The organism is Phaeovulum sp. W22_SRMD_FR3 (assembly GCF_052113705.1).
In the GTDB taxonomy this organism is placed as follows: Bacteria; Pseudomonadota; Alphaproteobacteria; order Rhodobacterales; family Rhodobacteraceae; genus JBGQOG01.
The window spans coordinates 66537-91643 of record NZ_JBGQOG010000001.1 but is presented as its reverse complement, the minus strand read 5'-3'; the positions used below and the strand labels follow the sequence as shown (position 1 = coordinate 91643).

The following is a 25107-nucleotide window of genomic DNA, read 5'->3' as shown; positions in this document are numbered from 1 at the left end:
CATATCCTTTGCAAACTAACGGGTCAAACGCTGCGGGGGGACCCGGTCCGCGGGTCAGCTGCAGGCGGGCCTGACGCATCAACCTCGGGACAGGGTCCGACCGGGATGGCGTGAAGGACAGTATCGGTGTCCCGCGGCACCGCGAACATCCCCGGCCAAGAGGCGCAATTGGCTTGGGTTTCCGGCGGCGGGCCGGTCGAAAGAGCCGGTGAGGGCAGCCGAAAATTCGCTCTCGGCGGGCCTTTCAGGGGCAGGTGGCGCGCATGTCGCGCAGATGCGCGCCGACCCGCAGCGCCTGGGCGGCGATGGTCAAGGCCGGGTTCAGCGCGGCGGAGGAGGGGAAGAACCCCGAATCCACCACATAAAGGTTCGGATGATCATGCGCGCGGCAGAGCGCGTTCAGGGCCGAGGTCGCGGGATCGTCCCCCATCCGCACCGTGCCGCATTGATGCGACGGGGCCTGAATGCCGAAACTGTGGCGCAGCACCACCGGAAAGCCCGCCCGCCGCAGCACGCTTTTGGCGTGCCGCACAAAGCGGTCATGCGCCTGGGTGCCGCCGGGGCGATAATCCACCTCGACCTGTCCGTCGCCCAACAGCCGCACCCGGCTCTCGCGCAGGGGCAGGTCCTCGGACATGGCCAGCACGTCGACGGAATGGCGGCCCAGCCAATGGGCGAGGGGCCGGGGCGTGGCGGGATAGGCCGCGCGGATCATCGCGCCCTGAATGTTGCCGAGCATCTGAAGATTGCCCCGCGCCTCCGGATCGCCGGGCAGGCCGTGGTAAAAATCGTTTATTGCCAGTGTTTTGGGGAATTTGGTGGCATTCACCGCAAATGGCTTTACCCCCATCAGCCCTGTCAGATGATGGTTCATCAGATAGCGCCCGACCACGCCGGAACGGTTGGCCAGACCCTCTGGTGCCCCGGGGCAGGCCGACCGCAAGAGGATCAGCGCGGAGTTGATCGCCCCGGCGCTGAGCACGAAAACCGGCGCCTCGACCCGGAGCAGGGTGCCGTTCTGCCGGACCTCGGCCGCGATGATCCGCTGGCCCTGCGCATCGGCGATCAGCCGGGTGACTTCGGCACCCCGCTCCAGCCGCAGATCGGGATGGGCGAGGAGCGGCCGCAGGACGCGGGTTTCCGCATCGCCCTTGGCGTCAAAGCGACAGGCAAAGGCATCGCAGGTGCCGCAACGCTGGCAGCTGCCGCCGGGGCCGAAATCCACTGCCGAGGGCATGTGAAACGGATGCAGCCCCTGTGCGGCCAGCCGGTCGGACAGCGCCGCGATCACGGGTTCATGCGGAATGGCGGCATGCGGATAGGCGGCACGCGGCGGCTCGGTCGGGTCGGTGCCCGATTGGCCGCGCACGCCGTAAAGACGCTCGGCGGCGGCATAATAGGGCGCGAGATCGGCATAGCGCAGCGGCCAGGCGGGCGACGGCATCCCCCCGGTTTCGCTGGCCTCAAAATCGCTTTCGCGAAAGCGGAACATGGCAGTGCCGTAGAATTTCGTATGCCCGCCAACGTAGTAATACTGGCCCGGCCGGTAGCGCGCGCCATTGGCATCTTGCCATTCATCGCGGGTTTTGTAGCGCGCCTGACCAAAGACCGCCTCGGCATCGCTGTTTTGCGGCTCATTCGGCAAAAAGTCCCCGCGTTCGAGGATCAGGATCTTGGCCCCCGTGCCCGCCAGCTGATGCGCCACCGCGCTGCCGCCCACGCCCGAGCCGATGATGACGATATCCGCGCTGATGGTCTGCATTCTCCGGCCTCCCCCTGATGGCCCAGACGTGCCGGAGGGCAGCACAGCACGCCAACCCCCAATACCGCAAGTCCTTGTATGCGCGACGCATTCTGGCTGTGCGTGAGCACGCATTGGCCGCTGCGCCACCCTGTTTCGAGGCAGTGTGGAGTGCCCCCGCCGAGGGGTCCAGATGAAATGTTGGCGCATGTTTGGCCTTTGGTCTGTCGGGACGCTGCTTTCGGGCGCTGGTGGAGGGCAATCCGGAGCGATCTGCGGTCTGACCGAGCTTGTTTCTCTGACCGGAGAGGATTACTATATTAATTAATACAATGACTTAATGTGCATCATGCTGAAGCCTGCTTCCATCCGTGATCGCGCCGCGAACGGGGCTGTCGACAAGGCGGCGCTCAACCCGCGGGGCGCGTGTCCGGTCTGGTTTGGCGCAGACACGGTTTGGCGCGCCGAAATGACCGGGGCACGGGGGCGGCCCGAGACATTCTCCGATGCGGCACTCGAGGTCTTCCGCTTGCGGTAATTACTCTTCGCCCTGCCACTTTGACCGGCGGTCGGGCGTGCCGGGCTATGAACCGGATGGCCGTGTGCAACGAGCCGCCCGCCTCGGTCATGCAGATGCACCGCCCCGTCAGGCGGGAGTCAGCTGTCGTCGCGCCGGAGCATTCAATGCCGGTGGTGCGTTGAACCGGCTTGATCGCTCCAAAAGCAAAGACCGCCCGAAAGCGGCCTCATGAAATCAAGGGCTTGCGAGACCTTTGCCCCGAACTGGACAAACTTTGCCCCAGCCGGCAGCAACTATGCCCCGACCTACACACAGTTCAGTGCGTCCAGACAGTCCGGCGGTCGGTCGCGAAATTCTCGCCATAGCCGCGCGGGCGGACGTTGGCCTTGCGCTGATGCGGCTCGGTCACGGTGTACTCAAGGCCCTTTTCCTTGGCATAGGCCTCGGCCTCGGCGCGGGTCTCAAAGCGCAGACGCACCTGACTGTTCATGTCGCCCGAGCTGGTCCAGCCCATCAGCGGATCAATCTCGCGCGCATCGGTCTGCGCATAGTCCAGAATCCAATGCTTGGTCTTGGCGGTGCCGGACTGCATCGCGTTGCGGGCGGGTTGGTAGATGCGTGCGCGCATGGATTCCCTCATGTTCAGGACAGGTTCGTTATCGTGAAACCTCAGCAAAAGTGCAAGCCCCGAGAGGCGCTTGGGCCGAACAGCGGTGTCAGGAAGCGCAAGGGTTGGCTGCCGACCGGGCGGGGGGAGCGAGGGGTGGGGGTGGTGCTCAGGTCGGCAGCCTTTACTGCTTGCCGGTTCAACATAGTAAACGCGGTGGGTATTCTCAAGAGAATATTCCGGCAAGCCATTGTCTATATTGATAAAATTGCGCGTTTACCTTAATCTTTGCGAAAGGATTCCTTCAGAGTTTCTTCATATTTTCGCCGCCCCCTTGCATGTGAACAAAAACGGACCAAACTAAAGGGGAACCACTGGGGCCAAGGATATCACCATGCCGCACAACAACACCAACGCCCCCGCGCCGCGCCCCGATGTGCTCACGCGGCCAAAGCTCGAGGGCGGCAAACGCTTCGTGATGAAGACCGACTTCCAGGCCGCGGGCGATCAGCCGACCGCGATTGCCGAGCTGTCGGCGGGGGTGCTGTCGGGCGAGCATGATCAGGTGCTGCTTGGCGCCACCGGCACCGGCAAGACCTTTACCATGGCCAAGGTGATTGAGGAGACCCAGCGCCCGGCGATCATCCTTGCGCCCAACAAGACGCTGGCGGCGCAGCTTTACGGCGAATTCAAAGGGTTTTTCCCCGACAATGCCGTCGAGTACTTTGTGTCCTACTACGATTACTATCAGCCCGAGGCCTATGTGGCGCGGACCGATACCTATATCGAGAAGGAAAGCCAGATCAACGAACAGATCGACCGGATGCGCCACTCGGCCACAAGGGCGCTTCTGGAGCGGGATGATGTGATCATCGTCGCCTCGGTCTCCTGCATCTACGGCATCGGCTCGGTTGAGACCTATTCGGCGATGACGCAGGATATGGAGGTGGGCAAGCTCTATGAACAGCGGCAGTTCATCGCGGAACTGGTGGCGCAGCAGTATAAACGCCTCGATGCCGCCTTTCAGCGCGGGGCGTTCCGGGTGCGCGGCGATACGGTCGAGGTCTGGCCCGCCCACCTTGAGGACCGCGCCTGGCGGTTTTCCTTTTTTGGCGAGGAGCTGGAGGCAATCACCGAATTTGATCCGCTGACCGGGGCCAAGACCGACACGTTCAAGCAGATCCGCATCTATGCCAACAGCCACTATGTGACGCCGCGCCCGACGATGCAGCAGGCGACCAAGGGCATCAAGAAAGAGCTGGCGATGCGGCTCAAACAGCTGAACGACGAGGGGAAACTTCTGGAAGCGCAGCGGCTGGAGCAGCGCTGCAATTTCGATCTGGAGATGCTGGAGGCGACGGGCGTCTGCAACGGGATCGAGAATTACTCGCGCTATCTCACGGGCCGCGCGCCCGGCGAGCCGCCGCCGACCCTCTTTGAGTTCATCCCCGACAATGCCATTGTTTTCGCGGATGAATCCCACGTTTCGGTGCCGCAGATCGGCGGCATGTACAAGGGCGACTACCGGCGCAAATTCACGCTGGCGGAGCACGGGTTCCGGCTGCCTTCCTGCATGGACAACCGGCCGCTGAAGTTCGAGGAATGGGATGCGATGCGGCCGCAGACCGTGTTCGTCTCGGCCACGCCGGCGAATTGGGAGATGGAGCAGGCGGGCGGCGTTTTCACCGAACAGGTGATCCGCCCGACCGGCCTTCTGGATCCGGTGATCGAGATCCGCCCGGTGGAGATGCAGGTCGATGACCTTCTGGACGAGATCCGTCGGGTGGCGGCGCAGGGTCTGCGGGTGCTGGTCACCACGCTGACCAAGCGGATGGCCGAGGATCTGACCGAATATTTCCACGAGCAGGGCATCCGCATCCGCTATATGCACTCGGACATCGACACGATCGAACGCATTGAAATCCTGCGCGATTTGCGGCTGGGGGCCTTTGATGTGCTGGTGGGGATCAACCTCTTGCGCGAGGGGCTCGATATTCCCGAATGCGGGCTGGTGGCGATTCTGGATGCCGATAAGGAAGGGTTCCTGCGCTCGGAAACCTCGCTCATCCAGACCATTGGCCGGGCGGCGCGGAACTCGGAAGGCCGGGTGATCATGTATGCCGACCGCATCACCGGCAGCATGGAGCGCGCGATGGGCGAGACGAACCGCCGCCGCGACAAGCAGATTGCCTATAATGAGCTGCATGGCATCACGCCGACGACGGTGAAAAAGAACGTCGAGGATGTGCTGGCGGGCCTCTGGCAGGGCGATACCGACATGAGCCGCGTCACCGCCAAGGTCGAGAAGCCGCTGGTGGGGTCGAACCTCGCCGCGCATCTTGACGGGCTGCGGCTGGCGATGCGCAAGGCGGCCGAGAACCTTGAGTTCGAGGAGGCGGCGCGGCTGCGCGATGAGGTCAAGCGGCTGGAGGCGGTGGAGTTGGCGGTGGCCGATGATCCGCTGGCGCGCCAATCGGATGTGGAAGCGGCAGCCGAGGCGGCGGTCAAGGCACGCGGACGTTCCACCGGCGGGCAGGCGGGGCAGCGCGGCGGCAAGGCGCGGCGCGTCCGCTAAGCCTCTGACATGCAAACGGGCGCCAAAGGGCGCCCGTTTTGACCTTCCGGCGGGGGGAGGTCAGGCAACCTGTTTCGGGGCGCGGCGGACAAAGAACCCGGCGACGATCATCAAAAGCGAGATGGTCGCGCCGCAGATGAACCCCGCCCGCAGACCGGCGGCGGTGGCCTCGACCTGACCGGCGCCTGCCGCCATTTCGGCCCCGATCCGCAGCGACATGATCGAGACGAAAAGCGCGATCCCCGCCGCCCCCGCCACCTGCTGCACCGTGCCGAGCACCGCGCTGCCATGCGGGTATAGCTCGGGCGGCAACGAGCCGAGGCTGGAGGTGAAGAGCGGCGTGAAGAGAAGCGCGAGACCGATGCTCAGCACCACGTGATAGGCCAGCACCAGCCCCACGGACGAGCCGGGCGCGAGGCTGGCCATCAGCCAGAGGCCCGCGCTGACAAACACCGCCCCCGGGATCACCAACTTGCGCGCGCCGATCCGGTCATAAAGCCGCCCGACGCTGGGGGCCAGCAGCCCCATGATCAGCCCGCCCGGCAGCACCAGCAGGCCCGATTGCAGCGGCGCCAGCCCCAGCACGTTCTGAATGTAGATCGGCAGCAGGATGATCATCCCGAAAAGCGACATCATCGCCAGCCCCATCATCACCACCGACACCGTGAACACCCGCACCCGGAAGGTACGCAGATCCAGCAGCGCCCGCTCTTGCGGCCCGAGTTTCAGCTGGCGGGCGACGAAAAACACCAAGGCCACGCCGCCGATCAGCAAGGGCAGCCAGACCGGCATCGCCGCCTCGCCACCGCCGCCTTCGCCCAGCGTCGAGAGGCCGTAAACCACGCCGCCAAACCCCAGCGCCGCCAGCGGCACCGAGATCAGGTCGAGCGGCACCTTACGCGGCTCGGTCACGTTCTGCAGCTTGGCCCGCCCCAGCGCCAAGGCGCCGAGGCCGATGGGCAGCACCAGCCAGAACATCCAGCGCCAGTCGAGAAAATCAAGGATGATGCCGGAGATGGTCGGCCCGATGGCCGGGGCCACCGAGATCACGATCGAGATATTGCCCATGGTCTTGCCGCGCGTCTGCGGCGGCACCAGCGTCATGACGGTGGTCATCAGAAGCGGCATCATGATCGCGGTGCCACAGGCCTGCACCACGCGGCCAAAGACCAAAAGCCCCAACCCCGGCGAGAGCGCGCAGATCAGGGTGCCGGTGCTGAAGAGTCCCATCGCGAGGGTGAAAACGCTGCGGGTGTGGATGCGCTGCAGCAAAAAGCCGGTGATCGGGATCACCACCGCCATCGTCAGCAAAAAGGCCGTGGTCAGCCATTGCGCCGCGCTCGCGGTGACGTTCAGATCCTGCATCAGCCGGGGCAGGGCGACGCTCATGATCGTCTCGTTCAGGATCACGGTGAAGGCGGACACCAACAGCAGCATGATCACCAGCCGGTTGCGCGCGGCATGTTCGGGCGACAGCGGTGCCATCGGGGCATCATCGGCGGGAAGGTCGATTTGCATCGGGCTGCCTTTCACGGTTGGGGGGCGCAAAGGACCGGAAAGCAAGCCCCTGACGTCGGGGTGGCGCGAGTTGCCACGCATGTCAAGTCAGGCTTCGCGCGCCGCCACGGCCCCGGCGGCGGAACGCCCAAGCAGCACAGGAAACGCCCGAACCCTCTGTGGATTCGGGCGTTGATGGTTGTGCGCTGCCCCACAACGGGGGCGGTGAAAGGGGCGCGGCCGCGGCGGCGCGCGCCCGGTTTCCGACGGTCTCAGGCCAGATCGAAACGGTCGGCGTTCATCACCTTGGTCCAGGCCTTCACGAAGTCACGGGTGAATTTTGCCTGTGCGCCGTTCTGGCCATAGACCTCGGCAATCGCCCGCAGCTGCGAGTTCGAGCCAAAGACCAGATCGGCGCGGCTTGCCGTCCATTTCAGCGCGCCGCTGGCGCGGTCGCGGCCCTCAAAGACCATGTCGCCGCCGCCAATCGGCGCCCAGACCGTGCCCATATCCAGCAGGTTGACGAAGAAATCATTCGTCAGCACGCCCGGACGGTGGGTCAGCACGCCTTGCTGGCTGCCGCCGTGGTTGGCGTTCAGCGCCCGCATCCCGCCGATCAGCACCGTCATTTCCGGCGCGGTCAGGGTCAGGAGTTGCGCCCGGTCCACCAGCAGCTCCTCGGTCGAGAAGCTGAAAGCCTGCGCCTGATAGTTGCGGAACCCATCCGCCATCGGCTCCATCACTTCGAAGGATTCGATGTCGGTCTGTTCCTGGCTCGCATCCGTGCGGCCGGGGGCAAAGGGCACTTCAACCGCTTCGCCCGCAGCCTTGGCCGCCGCTTCCACCGCTGCGACACCGCCGAGCACGATCAGATCGGCCAGCGAGATCTGCTTGCCGCCCGGCGCTTTAGCGTTAAAGGCCGCTTGCACGCCCACCAGCGCCGTCAGCACAGTGGCGAGCATGGCGGGTTCATTCGCTGCCCAGTCCTTTTGCGGGGCCAGACGGATGCGCGCGCCATTGGCGCCGCCGCGCTTGTCCGAGCCACGGAAACTGGCCGCAGCATTCCAGGCGGTCGAGATCAGATCGGCGGCACTGACGCCGGTGGCCAGAATGCTGGCCTTCAGATCGGCAATCTCCGCCGCCTCCACCAGGGGATGCGTGACCGGCGGCACCGGATCCTGCCAAATCAGGTCTTCGGCGGGCACTTCATCGCCGAGATAGAGCACTTTCGGTCCCATATCGCGGTGGGTCAGTTTGAACCAGGCACGGGCAAAGGCATCGGCAAACAGGGACGGATTCTCGTAATAGCGGCGCGAGATCGGCCCGTAGATCGGGTCAAAGCGCAGCGCGAGGTCGGTGGTCAGCATCGAGGGCGCGATCCGTTTGTCCGTATCATGCGCATCCGGCACGCTGCCCGCGCCCGCGCCGTCTTTCGGCCGCCATTGATGTGCCCCGGCGGGGCTTTTGGTCAGCTCCCATTCAAACTCAAAGAGGTTGCGGAAGAAATGGTTGCTCCAGGCAGTCGGCGTCTGCGTCCAGACCACTTCCAGGCCCGAACCGATGGCGTCGCGGCCAATGCCGGTGCCGTGTTTGCTGACCCAGCCGAGGCCCTGCATCTCGATCCCTGCCGCTTCCGGATCCACGCCGACCAGCGCCGCATCGCCCGCACCATGCGTCTTGCCGAAGGTATGGCCGCCCGCGATCAGCGCGACGGTCTCTTCGTCATTCATCGCCATCCGGGCAAAGGTTTCGCGGATGTCCTTGGCGGCGGCCAGCGGATCGGGGTTGCCGTTCGGCCCCTCCGGGTTCACGTAAATCAGCCCCATCTGCACGGCGGCCAGCGGGTTCTCCAGTTCACGCTCGCCCGAATAGCGTTTGTCGCCCAGCCATTCCGCCTCGGCACCCCAATAGATGTCTTCGCCCGGCTCCCACACGTCCGGACGGCCGCCCGCAAAGCCAAAGGTTTTGAAGCCCATTGATTCCAGCGCGACATTCCCGGTCAGGATCATCAGATCGGCCCAGGAGAGGTTGTTGCCGTATTTCTGCTTGATCGGCCACAGCAGGCGCCGCGCCTTGTCGAGGTTGACGTTATCGGGCCAGGAGTTCAGCGGCGCGAACCTCTGGGTGCCCGAGCGCGCCCCGCCCCGGCCGTCCGCCGTGCGGTAGGTGCCCGCACTGTGCCAGGCCATGCGGATGAAGAACGGCCCGTAATGGCCCCAATCGGCGGGCCACCAGTCCTGACTGTCGGTCATCAGCGCGTGCAGATCCTGCTTCACCGCGCCGATGTCCAATTGCTTGAAAGCTTCGGCATAGTCGAAATCGGCCCCGAGCGGGTCCGAGAGGCTGGAATTCTGATGCAGGATCTTCAGGTTCAGCTGATTGGGCCACCAGTCGCGATTCGAGCGGGCCTTATGGCTGACATTGGGGTTGCCGCCGTGCATTACCGGGCATTTGCCGCCTTCGGTTCTGTCGTTTCCGTCCATCTTATCCTCCGATCATGCGTATTTCCGGCACACTATGGGCGCCGCGCGGCCATCCTCGTCGCAGAATATGTCTGCCGGGTGACCCTTGTCTTGCCTTTCTAACAGAGTTCGCCGATTAGTTTAATTTGGAATTTCTGATGGTCGCGATAAGGTGCGCTGATGCTGAACATGACGCTGAAACAGTTGCGCTATTTCGAGGCGCTGGCGCGGCAGGGTCATTTCGGCCGCGCCGCCGAGGATTGCGCCATCACGCAACCGGCGCTGTCTATGCAGATCAAGGAGCTGGAGGAGGTGCTGGGCACACCCTTGTTTGAGCGCAGTCCGCGGCAGATCCGCCTGACCGGCTTTGGCGAGGTTTTCGCGCAGCGCGCGCGCGAAATTCTGCGCGCCGTCGAAGAGCTGGAGGACCTCGCCCGCGCCGCGCGCACGCAGCTGGCAGGAAGGTTGCGCATCGGGGTGATCCCGACAATCGCGCCCTATCTTTTGCCGACGATCATCGGTCAGCTGACCAGCCTCTACCCCGATCTTGACCTGCATCTGCGCGAAACGGTGACGCCAAAGCTGTTGCAGGAGCTGATGGACGGGCGGCTCGACACCGCCATCATCGCGCTGCCGGTATCGGAGCCGACGCTGACCGAGGTGCCGTTGTTCTCCGAAAACTTCCTGCTCGTGCGCCATCACAGCGACGTGGGCAAACCGGTGCCCAACCGCGAGATGCTGCGCGAAATGCGGCTCTTGTTGCTGGAAGAGGGGCATTGTTTCCGCGATCAGGCGCTGTCGTTTTGCGACATCGCCACGGCCCGGCCGCGCGAATGGCTCGACGGCAGTTCGCTGGCCACGTTGGTGCAGATGGTGGGGGCGGGGATTGGCGTCACCCTGATCCCGGAAATGGCGGTGCCGGTCGAGACGCGCTCGGCCCCGGTCTCGGTGGCGCGGCTGCGCGATCCGCAGCCCGCGCGCACGATCGGCATGGTCTGGCGCAAGACCAGCCCGCTCGCCCGTCAGCTGACCGATATTTCCGAGGTGGTGCGCCAATCCGCCGAGACGCTGCGGGCGAGCCAAAGCCCGGCAATCCTGCGGCAGGCAGCCTTGGGCTGACGGATTCGGCAAGGCACGCGGATGGCGGGGTGGGGGGGCGTTGCGGCAAGCCTTGCCTGCGCTGCCGGGCCTGCTACTCTCATCGTCAGGATTGTCGGATGAGCACCACGGGACGCACGCCATTGAGAAAAACTAATAATTTCAGGATCATCACCGGAATTATCCGCCCATGATCGAGATCTCGCGCGAAAGCCCGCTGGGGGCGGATCTGACCCTGTTGATGACGCGGCACACGCAGGCGATGCACGAAGACACGCCGCCGGAATCGATCCACATGCTGGACGCGGGTGCGCTGGCCGCACCGGGCATCTGGTTCTATGTCATGCGGGAAGCGGGGCAACCCTTGGGCATGGGGGCGTTCAAGCGCATTGATGCGACCCATGCCGAGATCAAATCAATGCATATTCTGGCCGAGGCGCGCGGCCGCGGTCTGGCGCAGGCGATGCTGGATCATCTGGTTGCCGCCGCCCGGGCCGAGGGCTTTTCGCGCCTCAGCCTTGAGACCGGCGCCCAGCCGAGTTTCACCGCAGCGCGGCGGCTCTATGCGCGGGCGGGTTTCGTCGAATGCCCGCCGTTTGAGGGCTATGTGCTCGATCCCAACTCGGTTTTCATGACGCTCACCCGCTGAGACCCTCTTGCGCCACGGGGCCTGATGGCGCAAAACGGCGCCGTGGTCCCGTAGCTCAACTGGATAGAGCAGCCGACTTCTAATCGGCAGGTTGAGGGTTCGATTCCTTCCGGGATCACCAGTTTTTCAGATGCTGCAGGTAAGGCATATGTATGCACGAGGCGGTGTTTTTCGCGCACACCCCTGTCAAGCCTGTTCTGTTGGCGGCCCCGCTTTATGCTGATAAGTCTCTGTTATTCATGTGATTAAACTTGTGGATTGCAGAATCCCGTCGGTTCCCACCTGATGGGGCATAGAGCGCGAGCGCTCACCCGCGATGGCGTTTCAACACGGCTTCCGCCGCGCTGCGAAGGTAGATCTTGCCGTAATCGCCTCCGTCCGGGCTGAAGGGTCGAATGCCTTTTGCCCTCAGGAGTGCCGATGCGGTCTGCCCGTGAAGATCAAACGCGTCGAGAATCCGCGGCAGAGTCAGGTATTTCTTATGGAATCGGGCGTTGTGTTCTTCGGAGATGACGAACTGCGCGTTGCGTTCTTTGGTTCACAATCCGGGAACACGGCAGGGCTGCGCGAACCCGATTGGGGGGGGGGGCGGATCACGGTGTCACGCCTGTGCCCGGAGATCGTGCAGGTCAAGGAGGCCTCAGCCTTCAACGAGGATCTGAGATATGCTCATCTGGGCCGCGATATTTCCTGCAATCTCGGCAGTTTGAACGTCGCGGCGACAATGGATGGCCCCGATTTCGGCACCACGATCGAGACCGCGATCCGCGCGCTGGCCGCGCTGTCGGAAATGTCGGCCATCGACCCGGTGCCCAGGATCCGGCGCGGCAATGACGCGGCGCATGCGGTCGGGGTCGGGCAGATGAACCTGCGCCGGTCTCTCGCGCGCGAGCCGATCCACTGCGGAAGTGCGGCGGGAGTGGAATTCTCCCCGGTCCATTTCGCCGCTGTCGCCTGCCACGCGCTGCGGGCGGCAAACCTGCTGGCGCGCGAACATAGCACGCCCTTCTACGGGTTTGCCGCGTCCGAATATGCCGATGGCTGCTTTTTTGAGAGGAATCTTGAGGAAGACCGGCTGCCCGCGCTGCCCGATGTGGCGCGGGTGTTTGTGGGGATCTCCGATGGATTTTTTCGCGAGAAATGGCCGCAACATCACCCCGCGGGGCAGGTCAGTCAGTCGACCAGTCCGGCGGCCTTTTTCAAGCCGATTTCTTCAAAGAAATCCAGGGCGGCTCTCTGTGCTGGGCTTCCCAAAAGAGAGTGCAATCCTACCGCGCTCTCATCAATGATCTTGCCAAGGCGGGCCGCAGCCAGATTGTCGCTCACGCTCTGCCCATAGGCCGCTTCGGCAACGGCTCTCGCGATGACCTGATGCCTGAGAGGCGACCCTTTGCGAATGGCGCAGGGGCCCTGGTCCAACGATGAAATTGTGTCAAAAAGGCAATCAAGAACAACGCGTGAGGTTCTCATGACGCGCTACCTTTCTTCAGTTCCCGACGCGCTGGCATCTTCGCAGCAGGTCATTCTCTTCGCCTCGCGGCATGTAGATAGTGATTTCTTAACAGGTGGTTGTGGCGGTTTCGCGACGGCTTTCGCCTAGGTGATTTTTGATCTGATTTTCAGATGCCCGTGGCGTGATCCGCAAAAGGGCATCTTCCTGAAGCTATCTATTCTGGAAAAAAATTGTCAATATGGCTGAAAAGAGAGGCTGTGATTTTTCGCGGCTTTCGGTCTGGCGCGCTGAAAATGCAGGCGAGAGTACTGCGTGTCAGGCAGTGTTGTCACCATGCCGGTGCCCGTGCGGCCTGACGGCTTTGGGATAGCCCGGCGTCACATTTGCCTCTCGAGCCATTGAGGAATCTGGGCAGGCATGCCCGCCGCATCCTTCAGGCCAATTTCCTCCAGAAACACCAGCACGGCCATCTCTTCCTGCGCCCCCCAAAGGAGGAAAAGGTCCAACGCACAGTCGTCGACCATTTTGCCGAGGCGCGCGGCTGCAAGATCGTTGTCAATCCCGCGCCCATAGGCCTCAAACGCGACCGCGCGCGCGATGATCTGGTGGCGCAAAACGGAATTTCTCGGAAGCGCGCCGTCGCCGCTATCCAGAAAGGCCAAAGTGTCCCAAAGACAGGAGAGAACGTCGTGAGCTGTTCGCATGGCATACAATCATGGCAAGCTTGCCGAATGCCTGCGCGCAGCGGCGCGATCCCATCCGGCAAAAGGATAAAGCGATACGTGGTGCCGTGCGGCGCCACCCAACCAAGGTCGTCTCGCGTGACGAGAGGTGAGCAACCTCATGGCATCTTGCTTTGCCGATCTTGCGAATATTTGTTGTTCTGCAGCTCCGATTGGATGCCCAGCAAGAAAGCCGTTTGGCTGACCGGCATCTTCAGCGTTGTGTCGCAGATTGCGATACGTTCGACCGAAAAATCATTGGCGGTCACGCGACGTGAGCCCATGATGATCGGCAGCCGCGGCGCCAGGACCCGCAGCCTGAGGCCGAGATCGACGAGGCTTTCCACTTCCCCGACGTAATCTGAGTCGACAAAGCAGAAATCGAGCGTGGCGTAGTTTTCGGCGAGCCAGTCCAGCGGCGGAGATTTCTCTTCCACGACGATGGCGGCGCCGCCATATTCCTCATACCAATCCCGGAGCTTGCGCATTTCAGCGTTGTTCTCACCGCAAAACAGCGCGACGCCATTCTTCAGCAAGGCCGGATTGATCAGGCGGTTGACTTCCACTCTGCCCTGGCGCGTCCAGCGCAAACCGCGCACGTCCGCCGGATGTCGCGGCTTTTGCACTTCGGCCGGCTGACGCAAGCCGCCGGGCGCGAACTGGAGCGTTTCGGCCAGCTTTCTGACCAGCCGCCCCGTTAATCCCTGCAGTTCCGTGAGGGGGCCAGCGTTGACGGGTTTTTCCAGCAGGAGCGGTGAGGTCCGTCCTCCCAATTCCTCATGACGAGGGGCGATTTCGTAGGGGGCGTCTTTGTTCTTCATTCATTCCGTTCCTCGCATGGGTGATGAGCCTGCAATGAGCATGATGGCGGCACGCATGTGCCGCCCCTCAATCACTAACAAACTTACGAACACCCCCCCGAGCACAACCAGGAGACGAAAAATGAGATACATTGTCAATATGACTGCAACTAATGGCTGAAACTTTCGTACTTTATTGCCTAAAATTCTACCAATGCGCGCATTTCATCAACAATACTTGGGGCAAACCTCACCTGCGCGGCGGCTTGGGGGGCCGCTTCGGCGCCGGATACCCCGCCCCATCACGGCAACGTGACGCTTCGTTTTCTGCCGCCGACGCGAGGGGCCCTCTGGCGGCTTTTGCCAATCACCGCCCCCAAGGAAGTTGCCCCGACGGAAGCTGCCCCCGGGGCGGTGTCGCGGGGAAATGCCCGAAGGATGCGCGTTTTGCGGGCAATGCGGAGCGCCTGTGGCGGGCAGGGGCCGCAATTGCCGGGCAGCGGGTTGACCCCCGGGCGGGTCTGTAGCCAAATCCCCGCGATCAGAAAAAGGATAGTGACCATGCAACAGCGGCAATTGGGGCAGGGCGGGCCAATGGTCTCGGCGATCGGGTTGGGCTGCATGTCCTTTGGCGGCATGTATGGCCCCACCGGATTGGCCGAGAGCCTGCGCTGTCTGGACGCGGCCTGGGACCACGGCATCACCTTTTACGACACCGCCAATATCTATGGCATGGGCGTCTCGGAAACCGTGCTGGGGGAATGGCTTGCCCGCCGCAAGCACGAGATCGTGCTGGCGACCAAGGCCTCGATCATCTCGGGACCGCCCCGGCGCATCGACAACAGCGCCGAGCATCTGCGCGGCGAGCTGGAGGCCTCGCTGCGGCGGTTGGGGCGCGAGCGGGTGGAGCTGTTCTACATCCACCGCCGCGATCCCGGCGTGCCGCATGAGGCCTTGGCCGAGACGCTGGAACGTTTCATGGGCGAGGGGAAGATCGGCGGCTATGGGCTGAGCGAAGTCGCGCCGTCGACGATCCGGGCGATGCATGCGCTTTTGCCCTGCCGCGCGGTGCAGAACGAATATTCGCTCTGGACGCGGCAGCCCGAGCTGGGGGTGACCCGTGCCTGCGCCGATCTGGGCATTGCCTTCGTGCCGTTCTCGCCGCTGGGCCGCGGGATCTTTTCGCAAGAGCCGTTGGAGCAGGCGAGCTTTCCCCCCGGCGATTTCCGCCGCAGCAATCCCCGCTTTATCGCGCCGAATTTTGAGGTGAATCAGCGTCTCATCGCGGGGTTCCGGGCGTTCTGTCAGGCGCGCGGCTGGAATGTCGCCGCGGCGGCCATGGCCTGGGTGCTGCAACAACCGGGGGGCATGCTGCCGATCCCCGGCACCCGCACGGCCGAGCATCTGGCCGATTGGGCCGGGGCCGATGCGCTGATCTTCACGCCGGAGGAATGGGCCGAGATCGACCGCCTGCTGCCGCCGGGTTTCGCGCAGGGCGCGCGCTATGGCGAAGCACAGCGGGTCTCGGTCGAAGAATATTGCTGAGGCGGCCCGGGGCAGGCCTCCGGCCCGCGCGAAGTTGTACCCATGTCAAAGTTGCCCTGTTCCTGCGGGGGCTTTCTTCCTAAAACCGGGCGAGGTCTCGCGTCGCAGTCCTTGCGCGGAGCCCTTGTTCGGCAAGGAGGATCACGATGGTCAAAGTGTTCATCAATGGCTTTGGACGGATCGGCCGCTCGGTGCTGCGGGCCTGGCTGCAGGGGCAGCCGCAGGGGATGTGGCCCGGGCTGGAGATTGTCGGCATCAATGACATCGCCGCGCCGGAAATGTGCGCCTACCTTTTTCAATACGACAGCGTCTTTGGGCCGTTTCCGGGCAGCGTGGTGCAAGAGGGCGGTGCGCTGAAGGTGAACGGCCATAGCATCGCGCTGCACCGGGTCCCCGATCTGACCGAGCTGGATCTGTCCGGCGTCGATCTGGTGCTGGAATGCACCGGGCGCGGCGACCGGCATGATATCGCGAGCCAGGGCATGATGGCAGGGGCCGGGCGGGTGCTGATTTCGGGGCCTTCGGCGGTGGCGGATTATACCGTGGTGCTGGGGGCGAATGACGCAGGTCTTGCCGATCAGAAGATCGTCTCCAACGCCTCTTGCACCACCAATGCGCTGGCGCCCCTCGTGCGGCTCTTGAACGACCGTTGGGGCGTGGTGACCGGCTCGATGACCACCATTCACTGCTACACCGGCAGCCAGCCGACGGTGGACGCGCCAGCCGCCAATTATGCGCGGTCGCGCGCGGCGGCCTTGTCGATGGTGCCCACCACCACCTCGGCCCAGCGTCTCCTCGATTTGGTGCTCCCCGAGGTGGCGGGGCGGATCGAAGGCTCGGCGGTGCGGGTGCCGGTGGCCTCTGTCTCGGCGGTGGATCTGACGGTGCTGCTGGAGCGTCCGGCGACGGCGGCCGAGCTGAACGCGGCCTTTCACGCGGCGGGCGGGGTGATCGGCGCGATTGACGGACCGCTGGTCAGCACCGATCTGCGCGCGCGTCCCGAAAGCATCGTGATGGCCACGCCCGAGACGCGGGTCACGGCGGGCGGCCTCGTGCGGGTCTATGGCTGGTATGACAATGAATGGGGCTTTTCCAACCGCATGCTGGATATTGCCCTGCGGATGGGCTGACGCGCCCCGCCGCCGAAAACGAAAAAACCCCGCCGTGAGGCGGGGTTTTCCAATCTCTCGCGGCAGGGACGCTTAGTTGCGGTTGCCGAAGAATTGCAGCAGGAACATGAACATGTTCAGGAAGTCGAGGTAGAGCCGAAGCGCGCCCATGATGGCGGATTTGCCCAGGAATTCCTCGCCCGAATGCGCCATTTCCAGATAGGTGTTCTTGATGTTCTGCGTGTCGAACGCGGTCAGGCCCGCAAAGATCAGCACGCCGATCACCGAGATCGCGAATTGCACGGCCGACGAGGCCAGGAAGATGTTCACGACCGAAGCCACCAGCAGGCCGATCAGACCCATCATCAGGAAGGTGCCCATGCCCGACAGGTCACGCTTGGTGGTATAGCCCCAGAGCGACAGACCGGCGAAGGAGATCGCGGTGATCAGGAAGGTCTGCACGATCGAGAAGCCGGTGTAGACCGCGAAGATCCACGAGATCGAGATCCCCATCAGTGCGGCATAACCGAGGAACACCGCCTGCGCGGTGGCAACCGACATCCGGTTCAGCATGGCGCCAAAGGCGAAAACCACGGCGAGCGGCGCGAACATGATCACCCATTTCAGCGGCGACATGAACAGCGTGCGGCCGAATTCGGTCAGATAGGTGCTCGACCCGATCTGATAGGGCGTCGGGTCGGCGGAAATCGCCAGGCTGGCCATCAGCCAGGCAGCGACAGCCGTGATGATCATGCCCACGGACATCAGACCGTAGACTTTGTTCATATGCGTGCGCAGGCCTTCGTCAATGCTCACGCGGCGGGCGCCGGCCTGGCCGGCGCGGATTGAGTTATAGTCTGCCATAACAGCCTCCGTTTACTCTGGCAGGGCCCCGGCGGGCGCCGATCCCGTCCCAGTTCAGCATATTGGAGGGACGGGCTGCGAATTCAAGACTTTCGCTGCAAAAGAGCGGGGGGTTTCCGCGGCTTTGGAGAGGCTCAGGGAATGTCGCGCCGGATCCAATGTGCGGGGGCGTCCCAGCGCGGCCGCGCGGCTTCGGTCTGCGCCTCATCGGCCGTCAACCCGATGTCGCGCAGCAGATGCGGCTCAAGCTCGGCCAGCTGGCGGCGCTGCCGCGCGAGCCCGGCTTGTCCGAAGATGCGCAGAACCCAGGAATACAAGCGCGATTGCGGTCTGGCGGACCGGCTTCGGGGCAGGGCGCGTTCCATGGTTTTCCTTTCCGTTTCGTGATGAACCTTCGGCACTCATGCCGATACTTGATTTATCGCCGAAATAAGTTCATCATGAAAACGAATGATTGTTATGCTTTTGATCACGGAGTCTGATATGCCGCGCAACCTCGATACCTCCGCGCTGCGCGCTATTGTCGCAGTGGCCGATGCGGGCGGGGTGACCCGTGCCGCCTCGATGCTGAACCTGACACAATCGGCGGTGTCGATGCAGATCCGGCGGCTGGAGGAAAACCTCGGCATCGATCTCTTCACCCGGGCCGCGCGCAAGATGGAGCCCTCGCGCGCGGGGGAGCAATTGATCTCTTATGCGCGGCGGATGCTGGCCCTGAACGATGAGGCGCTGATGAGCCTCGCGCCGCAGGCCTTCGAGCAGGAACTGCGGCTGGGGGTGCCCTATGATATCGTGGCGCCGCAAATGCCCGGCATTCTCAAACGCCTCTCCTCGGGCTGGCCGAAGATGCGGATCAATCTGGTCTCCTCTTACACCAAGACCCTCAAGGAGGGGTTCGCGCGTGGTGATTATGACCTGATCCTGACCACCGAGCAGCGCCCCGATCCGCAGGCCGAGGTGCTGGCCGCGCGGCGGCTGATCTGGGTGGGGGCGGCGGACAGTATTGCCTATGCGGCGCGGCCGCTGCGTCTGGCCTTCAAGGAAACCTGCTTCTTCCGGCCGGTGGCGCATGCGGCGCTGGATGCGGCGGGCATCGCCTGGGAAAGCGCCTTTGATGGCGACAGCGAAACCGTGGTCGAGGCGACGGTGGCCGCGGGTCTCGGGGTGACGGTCCGGATGGAGGGCTGCGCGCCCGTCCATTGCATTGAATGGGGGGCGGAGCAGGGCCTGCCGGACCTCGGCGCCTCGCAGATCTGCCTCTATGACAGCGGTCAGGCGCGGGGCGAACTGGCCGATGCGCTGCGTGCCGAATTGCGCGCGGCCTATGGCATGCCGCTTTGACCGCGGCCGCGCGATCGCAAAACCCCTGACTTTGCCTGATTGAAAATATCCCCGCCGGAGGCGCAGATCGCCCCCGGCGCCCCCGCCGGGGCTCAGTCCCGCATCGTCACCACGATCTTGCCCGTTGCGCGCCGGTGCCGCAGCATGTCCAGCCCCTCGGCCACCCGATGCAGGGGGAGCAGGTGGCTGATATGCGGCTCCAGCCCGCCCTCGGCGAACATCGCGAACAATTCCGACATCCCCGCCCGCATCACCTCGGGGTCCAGCACCATATACCCGCCCCAATAGATGCCATGCAGCGTCTGGTTCTTGACCAGCATGTGATTCAGCTTCACCCGCGGAATATCGCCCGAGGCAAAACCGATCACCAGATAGCGCCCGCCCGGCCGCAGTGCCGCGAGCGCCGCTTCACCCAAGGCGCCCCCCACCGCATCATAGACGACATCGCCGCCGCCCGCGGCCTTGAGGGCGGCCTTCATATCCGGGTGATCCGCGTCGATCAGCCGCTCCGCCCCGGCGGCCTGCGCGACGGCCAGCTTGTCCGCGCCGCGGGCCACCGCGATCACCCGGGCGCCCATGCGCGCCGCCAGTTCCACCGCCGTCAGCCCGACCCCGCCCGACGCGCCCAGCACCACCACCGTCTCGCCCGGCCGCACCTGCGCACGGTGCGTCAGGGCAAGATGGCTCGTGCCATAGGCAATCTGGAAGGCGGCGGCCTGATCAAAACCCATGGCATCGGGCAAGGGAATGCAGCGGTTGGCCGCCACAACACCCCATTCCGCGAGCCCGCCCTGTCCGGCGACAGCGGCCACCCGCGTTCCCGGTGCCGGTCCCTCGGTGCCGGGCCCCAGTGCCTCAACAACCCCGGCCCATTCCATCCCGAGGGTGAAGGGCGCGGCCGGGGTGTCCTGATAGCGCCCCTCGATCATCAAGAGATCGGCAAAATTCAGACCGCAGCATTCGATGCGCAACAGGGCCTCGCCGGGTCCCGGCGCCGGGCGGGGCAGCGTGGTCAGCGTGGGCGCAGTGCCAGCGGTGCTCAGGTGATAGGCGCGCATGCTCTTCCTTTTGTCGGCCAGATGTCACGTCATACGACCATAGTCTGCCGGTGCCCCCAAGCGCGAATCGCTTGCGCCGCCCCGCGGCTTTTGCTGCGGCTGCGCGGTGACCGGCTTCCCTAGGGGCAGTTGCAAAATGAATTGCATTTTGCAAAACACGCATAGGATGTGCGGCTGTCGGCGGCCTCAATTTGGCAAAATTCGCTTTTGCGGCCGTGTACTGGGGCAGGTACTTATCTTTTTTGGCAGGTTCCTAACTATCCCTCCGGTGGTAACTAGTTCGAAGCGGATCCAACCCTAGATTGTCCGCGATTGTAGGAGTAATAAATGAAACATCCGGTAGATATTCACGTCGGCAAACGCATTCGTCACCGCCGTTGGATGATTGGGATGACGCAACAGCAGCTGGCCGACGCGGTTGGGATCAAGTTTCAGCAGATTCAGAAGTATGAGACCGGCATGAACCGCGTCTCTGCCTCGCGGCTGTGGGACATCGCGGAAGCGGTCGAAGTGCCGATCAGCTTCTTCTTCGAGGGTATCGAAACCGAAGGCACAGCCAAATACGACGTTTCCGGCGATATTCTGGCCGATAAAGAAGCGCTGATGCTGGTGCGGTCCTATTATGCCATTCCCGAGGCGCAACGCCGCCGCCTGTTCGATCTGGCGAAGGTGCTCTCGGACGCGGCCTGAAAACCGCCGGCCCCCTGACCCTGTACGCCGATCCGCCCGATGGGGCAGCGCCGATCCGCCGTCTCGCCCCTCTGACGACATGTCGGTTTTGCCGGACGCCTTGCGCACATCAGCCATGACGATCCCTTGGGCGCAGGCCAGATGCCAATCGGCTGCCGCCACCGAAGACCGCTCATAAACGGCTCGCCCCCTCCCGGCGGGCCGTTTGGTTTTGCGCCGCCTTCAATGACTTGACCGGGGGCAGGGGCGCCGCTACCGCTTTGGGCGATGTTTCAGCCCGAGGGATGCCCATGAGCCGTACCGCCGACCGCCTGAGCGCGGCAGATCGCCAAGAGATCATCACCACCGCCGCGGCGCTGGCCGATGCGGCGCGGCGCGAAACGCTGCAGCATTTCCGCGCCGAGGATCTGAGCGCCGAGACGAAAGAGACCGAGCGCTTTGACCCGGTCACCGTCGCAGACCGTGCCTCCGAGCAGGCGATGCGGGACATTCTGGCCGCCCGTCGGCCGCAGGACGCCATTCTGGGCGAGGAATTCGGGCCGAAAGCGGGCAGCTCCGGTCTGACCTGGGTGCTGGATCCGATTGACGGCACCCGGGGCTATTTGTCCGGCACGCCGACCTGGGGCGTCCTGATCTCGATCGCCGATGAACAGGGGCCGGTCTATGGGCTGATCGACCAGCCCTATATCGGCGAGCGGTTTGAGGGGGGCTTTGGCCGCTCTGCCATGCAGGGCCCGCAAGGCACGCGCGCGCTGAAGACCCGTCCGGCGCGGCCTTTGGCGCAGGCGATCCTGCTCTCGACCTTTCCCGAGGTCGGCACCGAGGCGGAAGGGGCGGCTTTTCGCCGTGTCAGCGCTCAGGCGCGGCTGACCCGCTATGGGATGGATTGCTATGGCTATGCGCTGCTGGCGGGGGGGCATGTCGATCTGGTGATCGAGGCGGGTTTGCAACCCTACGATGTGCAGGCGCCGATTGCGGTGATTGAGGCGGCGGGCGGCGTGGTGACCGATTGGCAGGGGCGGCCTGCGCCGCAGGGCGGGCAGATCCTCGCCGCGGCGAATGCCGCGATTCACGCCGAAGCGATGGCCCTTTTGAACCGCTGAGGCCGCGGCCGCCTGCCCGGCGGCACCCGATGCGTGGACGCGACGGCCCCTTGGCGCTGGCCCTGTGACACGGGCCTTGTGACACGGGCCTTGTGCCACTGGCCCTGTGACACCGGCGCGGCCTGCGCGCGGCCGGGCCCGGCTTTCCCCGGCGCCCGCGTCTGCCGTGGCGCCGCAAGCCTATCGCCCGCGCAAAAAACCCAGCGCGGATGCCCGGTCTTTGCCTGCGGGCGCGCCGCAGCATGGCGGTCCGCTGCCCCACGGCTTTGGGCGGGCCGGCCCCCCGTGCAATATCAGGTCTTTAACCCGGGGCCGCGCTATGGCAGGTTCGCGCGGTCGCGCCATGGGGCGCAGCTTGCCGGAGATCTCCATGAAAACCGTTCAGCTGGGCCGTACCGGCCTTGAAATCAGTGCTTTGTGCCTGGGGTCGATGACCTGGGGCTCGCAGAATACCGAAGCCGAGGGCCATGCCCAGATCGATCACGCCCGGGCGGCGGGGATCAATTTCATTGATACGGCCGAAATGTATCCGGTGAACCCGGTCAAAGCCGAGACCGCGGGCCGGACCGAAGAGATCATCGGCACCTGGCTGGCGAAATCCGGGCAGCGCGATCAGATCGTGCTGGCCAGCAAGATCACCGGGGCGGGCTCGGTCCTGCGCGAGGGCGCGCCGATCACCCCGGCCTCGATGCGCGCGGCCTGCGAGGACTCGCTGCGCAGGCTGCAGACGGATTACATCGACCTCTATCAGATCCACTGGCCCAACCGGGGCAGCTATCACTTCCGCCAGATGTGGAACTTTGACGCGCGGCGTCAGGGCCCGGCGGCGGCGGTGACCGAGGATATGATCGCGCTGCTCGAGATGCTGGAAACCCTGCGCGATGAGGGCAAGATCCGGCATTTCGGCCTCTCGAACGAAAGCGCCTGGGGCATGGCGCAATGGCTGCGGCTGGCGGATGAGGGGCATGGCCCCCGCGCGGCCGCGCTGCAGAACGAATATTCGCTGCTCTACCGCGTGCATGACACCGATATGGCCGAGCTGACGGTGCATGAAGAGGTGACGCTGCTGGCCTATTCGCCCCTGGCGGTTGGCATTCTCAGCGGCAAATATTCGGGCGATGCGACGCCGCCGGGCACCCGCCGGGCGGTGAACGAGAGCCTGGGCGGGCGGGCGACGCCGCAGGCTTTTGCCTTGGCGGATATCATCGTGGGCATCGCGGCCGAGGCGGGGCTGGACCCGGTCAGCATGGCCATTGCCTGGATCATGCAACGTCCCTTCCCGGTGGTGCCGATCATCGGGGCCACTTCGGTGGCGCAGCTTGAGCCCGCGCTGGCGGCGGCGGAGATGGTGCTGCCGCCGGAGGTGATCGCGGCGCTGGAAGCCACGCATCGCGCGCATTCGCTGCCCTATTGAGTCTGCGGATGCGCCCGTTTGTGCTGATCTCCGGCGGGCTGGCGCTGGTCCTGGCGCTGGCGGCCTGCCGCCAGTCGCCCCCCGCGCCCGCGCCGGTGGGGGCCGCGCGCGTGCAGATGGAACGTACGGCCTGCGAAAAGGGTGGCGGGATTTACCGCAGCCTTGGCAGCAGCGGCGGCCTGTTTTGCCAAAGCGTGCCGAAAGATGCCGGGCGCAGCTGTCAGCGCGCCAGTGATTGCGAAAGCGCCTGTCTGGCGCGGTCGAACACCTGCGCGCCGTTCAAGCCGCTGGTGGGGTGCAACGAGATTTTGACCTCAAGCGGCCTCAGGGTCACGGAATGCGTGGAGTGATAGCGCGATGCGAATGAATGCGGTGCCCGGCGCGCCCGGTATTGTCCGCCCCGGTACGGCGCGCGGCGCGGCGCGGATGGCGGCGCGGATGGCGGCTCTGGCCCTCTGCGGTGCGGTGGCGCTGGGTCTGGCCGGTTGCGCCAAAAAACCGGCGGCGCCGGAGGTGCGGCGCGATCCGGCGGTGCGGATTTCCTCGGCGGTGATTTTTGAGCCTGCGCGCTTTGCGGGTGACTGGCGCGTGGTGGCCAGCCACACGCCGGGCTGCACGGGCGCCCAGCAGCAGTGGCAGCAGGCGCAGCAGCGCGGCACCCCGGCCTATGTGCTCTCGGGGACCGATTGCACGGGTGCGCGCCCCGCGCGCCTCTCGGGTGCGGCGGTGGTCACCGGACCCGGCGCGCGCTTCACCCCTGACACCGGCTTTGGCCGCGACCCGATTTATGTGATGTGGGTCGATCAGGATTACCGCATCGCCGCGCTGGGCACGCCCTCGGGCGGCTGGGCAATGATCCTCGCGCGCGACAGCGTGATGGGGCGGTCCGATCTGACAGCGGCCGCGCGTGAAGTGCTGGCGTTCAACGGCTATGATCTGAGCAAGCTGGCCGCGAAATGAGCCTGTGGATCCTGATCACCTTCGGCGCGGCGCTGGTGCAGACGCTGCGCTTCATGCTGCAAAAACAGCTGAAAGGGGCAGGGCTCTCGACGGGCGGCGCCACCTTCTCGCGCTTTCTGTTCGGCGCGCCGCTGGCGGCGCTGACCGCCGCGCTGACATTGGGCATCAGCGGCACGCCGATGCCCGATCTGTCGGCGGCCTTCTGGGGTTTTGCGCTGATGGGGGGGGTCGCGCAGGTGGCGGCCACCTTCATGACCGTCGCGCTGTTCTCCTTGCGCAATTTCGCGGTGGGGGTCGCCTTTACCAAAACCGAGACCGTGCAGGTCGCGGCCTTTTCAGCGCTGATCCTGGGCGAAGCGGTCAGCCTGCCGGGCTGGCTCGCGATTGGCATCGGGCTGGCGGGGGTGATCATGCTCTCGCGCGGGCCGAAGGGGGGCGGGCTTCTCAGCCGCGCCTCGGTCTATGGCGTGCTGGCGGGGGGGCTTTTTGGCCTTTCGGCCATCGGCTACCGCGGAGCAACGCTGGAACTGCTGCCGCTGGGCTATTTCCTCCGGGCCATCGTGACGCTGGCCTGTGTGACCTTCAGTCAAAGCATCGGCATGGCGCTCTATCTGGCGCTGCGCGAACCCGGCGAGTTGGCGCGGGTGGTGCGCGGCTGGCGGCGCACGATCTGGGTGGGGGTGACGGGAGTGCTCGGCTCGGCCGGGTGGTTCACCGCCTTTTCGCTGCAAAACGCCGCCTATGTCCGCGCCCTGGGGCAGGTCGAGATCGTGTTCACGCTTCTGGTCTCGGCGCTGGTCTTCAAGGAAAAACTCAGCGGGCGCGAGGGGGTGGGCATCGCCCTTGTCATGCTAAGCCTTGTGTTGATCGTGCTCTTTGGCGGCGCGGGCTGAGCGGGC

22 protein-coding genes and 1 tRNA gene are annotated in these 25107 nt (G+C 64.6%); 14 read left to right on the top strand and 9 right to left on the bottom strand.

Translation table 11 applies throughout. The annotated features are described in order from the left end of the window. Positions 1–244 precede the first annotated feature (244 nt). Both ACEN2S_RS00415 and ACEN2S_RS00410 read right to left on the bottom strand, forming a co-directional pair. Entirely contained in the window at positions 245–1762 is a 1518-nt protein-coding gene (locus ACEN2S_RS00415) for a GMC oxidoreductase (RefSeq protein WP_441860908.1), read from the bottom strand. An 815-nt stretch (positions 1763–2577) separates the two neighbouring features. Continuing rightward, positions 2578–2889 (bottom strand): ETC complex I subunit, encoded by a 312-nt coding sequence (locus ACEN2S_RS00410; RefSeq protein ID WP_441860905.1) that lies wholly within the window; start codon positions 2887–2889, stop codon positions 2578–2580. Between the two features lie 373 nt (positions 2890–3262). On the opposite strand from ACEN2S_RS00410, the gene uvrB reads away from it, so the two are divergent. Further along, positions 3263–5443, top strand: coding sequence for an excinuclease ABC subunit UvrB (uvrB, locus tag ACEN2S_RS00405; RefSeq protein WP_441860902.1), 2181 nt, complete (start codon positions 3263–3265; stop codon positions 5441–5443). 60 nt (positions 5444–5503) lie between these two features. On the opposite strand, the gene ACEN2S_RS00400 is transcribed toward uvrB, so the two are convergent. Both ACEN2S_RS00400 and katG read right to left on the bottom strand, forming a co-directional pair. Further along, positions 5504–6961, bottom strand: a complete 1458-nt coding sequence (locus tag ACEN2S_RS00400; RefSeq protein WP_441860900.1) for an MDR family MFS transporter — start codon at positions 6959–6961, stop codon at positions 5504–5506. Positions 6962–7212: 251 nt separating this feature from the next. After that, positions 7213–9423 carry a catalase/peroxidase HPI gene (katG, locus tag ACEN2S_RS00395; protein WP_441860897.1) on the bottom strand — a complete coding sequence of 737 codons (2211 nt, stop codon included), beginning with the start codon at positions 9421–9423 and terminating at the stop codon, positions 7213–7215. A 159-nt stretch (positions 9424–9582) separates the two neighbouring features. Here katG and ACEN2S_RS00390 point away from each other — a divergent pair, with 159 nt between their 5' ends. From ACEN2S_RS00390 to ACEN2S_RS00375, 4 genes are all read left to right on the top strand, one after another. Then, positions 9583–10521: a LysR substrate-binding domain-containing protein gene (locus ACEN2S_RS00390; protein ID WP_441860894.1), complete on the top strand. Its 939-nt coding sequence runs from the start codon at positions 9583–9585 to the stop codon at positions 10519–10521. A 169-nt stretch (positions 10522–10690) separates the two neighbouring features. Continuing rightward, on the top strand, positions 10691–11149 hold the full coding sequence (locus ACEN2S_RS00385) for a GNAT family N-acetyltransferase (RefSeq protein WP_441860891.1): 459 nt from the start codon (positions 10691–10693) through the stop codon (positions 11147–11149). Between the two features lie 44 nt (positions 11150–11193). Then, positions 11194–11270: transfer RNA gene (locus ACEN2S_RS00380), tRNA-Arg, on the top strand. A 195-nt stretch (positions 11271–11465) separates the two neighbouring features. Continuing rightward, positions 11466–12488: a hypothetical protein gene (locus tag ACEN2S_RS00375; RefSeq protein ID WP_441860888.1), complete on the top strand. Its 1023-nt coding sequence runs from the start codon at positions 11466–11468 to the stop codon at positions 12486–12488. 491 nt (positions 12489–12979) lie between these two features. Here ACEN2S_RS00375 and ACEN2S_RS00370 read toward each other — a convergent pair whose 3' ends face one another. Together ACEN2S_RS00370 and ACEN2S_RS00365 are read right to left on the bottom strand one after the other, a co-directional pair. Then, entirely contained in the window at positions 12980–13264 is a 285-nt protein-coding gene (locus tag ACEN2S_RS00370; RefSeq protein WP_441860885.1) for a hypothetical protein, read from the bottom strand. Between the two features lie 179 nt (positions 13265–13443). Beyond that, positions 13444–14145, bottom strand: a complete 702-nt coding sequence (locus ACEN2S_RS00365; protein WP_441860883.1) for a hypothetical protein — start codon at positions 14143–14145, stop codon at positions 13444–13446. Positions 14146–14685: 540 nt separating this feature from the next. Between ACEN2S_RS00365 and ACEN2S_RS00360 the strand changes: the two genes are divergently transcribed. Both ACEN2S_RS00360 and ACEN2S_RS00355 read left to right on the top strand, forming a co-directional pair. Further along, positions 14686–15669 carry an aldo/keto reductase gene (locus ACEN2S_RS00360; RefSeq protein ID WP_441860881.1) on the top strand — a complete coding sequence of 328 codons (984 nt, stop codon included), beginning with the start codon at positions 14686–14688 and terminating at the stop codon, positions 15667–15669. Between the two features lie 146 nt (positions 15670–15815). Next, the gene (locus tag ACEN2S_RS00355; RefSeq protein WP_441860879.1) at positions 15816–16799 is read left to right on the top strand and encodes a type I glyceraldehyde-3-phosphate dehydrogenase; all 984 of its coding nucleotides are present in this window, start codon (positions 15816–15818) and stop codon (positions 16797–16799) included. Between the two features lie 72 nt (positions 16800–16871). On the opposite strand, the gene ACEN2S_RS00350 is transcribed toward ACEN2S_RS00355, so the two are convergent. After that, positions 16872–17642, bottom strand: coding sequence for a Bax inhibitor-1/YccA family protein (locus ACEN2S_RS00350; protein ID WP_441860877.1), 771 nt, complete (start codon positions 17640–17642; stop codon positions 16872–16874). A 134-nt stretch (positions 17643–17776) separates the two neighbouring features. Next, positions 17777–17959, bottom strand: coding sequence for a DUF1127 domain-containing protein (locus ACEN2S_RS00345; protein WP_441860875.1), 183 nt, complete (start codon positions 17957–17959; stop codon positions 17777–17779). 166 nt (positions 17960–18125) lie between these two features. On the opposite strand from ACEN2S_RS00345, the gene ACEN2S_RS00340 reads away from it, so the two are divergent. After that, on the top strand, positions 18126–18983 hold the full coding sequence (locus ACEN2S_RS00340) for a LysR family transcriptional regulator (protein ID WP_441860873.1): 858 nt from the start codon (positions 18126–18128) through the stop codon (positions 18981–18983). Between the two features lie 92 nt (positions 18984–19075). Here the strand turns inward: ACEN2S_RS00340 and ACEN2S_RS00335 are convergent, their stop codons facing one another. Beyond that, positions 19076–20041, bottom strand: coding sequence for an NADPH:quinone oxidoreductase family protein (locus tag ACEN2S_RS00335; protein WP_441860871.1), 966 nt, complete (start codon positions 20039–20041; stop codon positions 19076–19078). 327 nt (positions 20042–20368) lie between these two features. On the opposite strand from ACEN2S_RS00335, the gene ACEN2S_RS00330 reads away from it, so the two are divergent. From ACEN2S_RS00330 to ACEN2S_RS00305, 6 genes are all read left to right on the top strand, one after another. Beyond that, complete coding sequence (locus ACEN2S_RS00330; protein ID WP_441860869.1) at positions 20369–20731, top strand: helix-turn-helix domain-containing protein; 363 nt, start codon at positions 20369–20371, stop codon at positions 20729–20731. A gap of 290 nt (positions 20732–21021) precedes the next feature. Then, positions 21022–21834, top strand: coding sequence for a histidinol-phosphatase (gene hisN, locus ACEN2S_RS00325; RefSeq protein WP_441860867.1), 813 nt, complete (start codon positions 21022–21024; stop codon positions 21832–21834). A 370-nt stretch (positions 21835–22204) separates the two neighbouring features. Beyond that, entirely contained in the window at positions 22205–23248 is a 1044-nt protein-coding gene (locus ACEN2S_RS00320; RefSeq protein ID WP_441860865.1) for an aldo/keto reductase, read from the top strand. A gap of 8 nt (positions 23249–23256) precedes the next feature. Next, positions 23257–23598 carry a hypothetical protein gene (locus tag ACEN2S_RS00315; protein ID WP_441860860.1) on the top strand — a complete coding sequence of 114 codons (342 nt, stop codon included), beginning with the start codon at positions 23257–23259 and terminating at the stop codon, positions 23596–23598. Positions 23599–23605: 7 nt separating this feature from the next. After that, positions 23606–24208 (top strand): lipocalin family protein, encoded by a 603-nt coding sequence (locus tag ACEN2S_RS00310; protein ID WP_441860858.1) that lies wholly within the window; start codon positions 23606–23608, stop codon positions 24206–24208. Further along, entirely contained in the window at positions 24205–25101 is an 897-nt protein-coding gene (locus tag ACEN2S_RS00305; RefSeq protein WP_441860856.1) for an EamA family transporter, read from the top strand. Before ACEN2S_RS00310 ends, ACEN2S_RS00305 begins: the two co-directional genes overlap by 4 nt. Positions 25102–25107 lie beyond the last annotated feature (6 nt).

Coding starts and splice junctions, on each gene's coding strand:
- ACEN2S_RS00320 (WP_441860865.1), top strand. CDS start 22,205: ATGAAAACCGTTCAGCTGGGCCGTACCGGCCTTGAAATCAGTGCTTTG.
- hisN (WP_441860867.1), top strand. CDS start 21,022: ATGAGCCGTACCGCCGACCGCCTGAGCGCGGCAGATCGCCAAGAGATC.
- ACEN2S_RS00350 (WP_441860877.1), bottom strand. CDS start 17,642: ATGGCAGACTATAACTCAATCCGCGCCGGCCAGGCCGGCGCCCGCCGC.
- ACEN2S_RS00385 (WP_441860891.1), top strand. CDS start 10,691: ATGATCGAGATCTCGCGCGAAAGCCCGCTGGGGGCGGATCTGACCCTG.
- ACEN2S_RS00410 (WP_441860905.1), bottom strand. CDS start 2,889: ATGCGCGCACGCATCTACCAACCCGCCCGCAACGCGATGCAGTCCGGC.
- ACEN2S_RS00340 (WP_441860873.1), top strand. CDS start 18,126: ATGCCGCGCAACCTCGATACCTCCGCGCTGCGCGCTATTGTCGCAGTG.
- ACEN2S_RS00360 (WP_441860881.1), top strand. CDS start 14,686: ATGCAACAGCGGCAATTGGGGCAGGGCGGGCCAATGGTCTCGGCGATC.
- ACEN2S_RS00310 (WP_441860858.1), top strand. CDS start 23,606: ATGCGAATGAATGCGGTGCCCGGCGCGCCCGGTATTGTCCGCCCCGGT.
- ACEN2S_RS00365 (WP_441860883.1), bottom strand. CDS start 14,145: ATGAAGAACAAAGACGCCCCCTACGAAATCGCCCCTCGTCATGAGGAA.
- katG (WP_441860897.1), bottom strand. CDS start 9,423: ATGGACGGAAACGACAGAACCGAAGGCGGCAAATGCCCGGTAATGCAC.
- ACEN2S_RS00400 (WP_441860900.1), bottom strand. CDS start 6,961: ATGCAAATCGACCTTCCCGCCGATGATGCCCCGATGGCACCGCTGTCG.
- ACEN2S_RS00315 (WP_441860860.1), top strand. CDS start 23,257: ATGCGCCCGTTTGTGCTGATCTCCGGCGGGCTGGCGCTGGTCCTGGCG.
- ACEN2S_RS00415 (WP_441860908.1), bottom strand. CDS start 1,762: ATGCAGACCATCAGCGCGGATATCGTCATCATCGGCTCGGGCGTGGGC.
- ACEN2S_RS00330 (WP_441860869.1), top strand. CDS start 20,369: ATGAAACATCCGGTAGATATTCACGTCGGCAAACGCATTCGTCACCGC.
- ACEN2S_RS00375 (WP_441860888.1), top strand. CDS start 11,466: ATGGCGTTTCAACACGGCTTCCGCCGCGCTGCGAAGGTAGATCTTGCC.
- ACEN2S_RS00335 (WP_441860871.1), bottom strand. CDS start 20,041: ATGCGCGCCTATCACCTGAGCACCGCTGGCACTGCGCCCACGCTGACC.
- uvrB (WP_441860902.1), top strand. CDS start 3,263: ATGCCGCACAACAACACCAACGCCCCCGCGCCGCGCCCCGATGTGCTC.
- ACEN2S_RS00390 (WP_441860894.1), top strand. CDS start 9,583: ATGCTGAACATGACGCTGAAACAGTTGCGCTATTTCGAGGCGCTGGCG.
- ACEN2S_RS00355 (WP_441860879.1), top strand. CDS start 15,816: ATGGTCAAAGTGTTCATCAATGGCTTTGGACGGATCGGCCGCTCGGTG.
- ACEN2S_RS00305 (WP_441860856.1), top strand. CDS start 24,205: ATGAGCCTGTGGATCCTGATCACCTTCGGCGCGGCGCTGGTGCAGACG.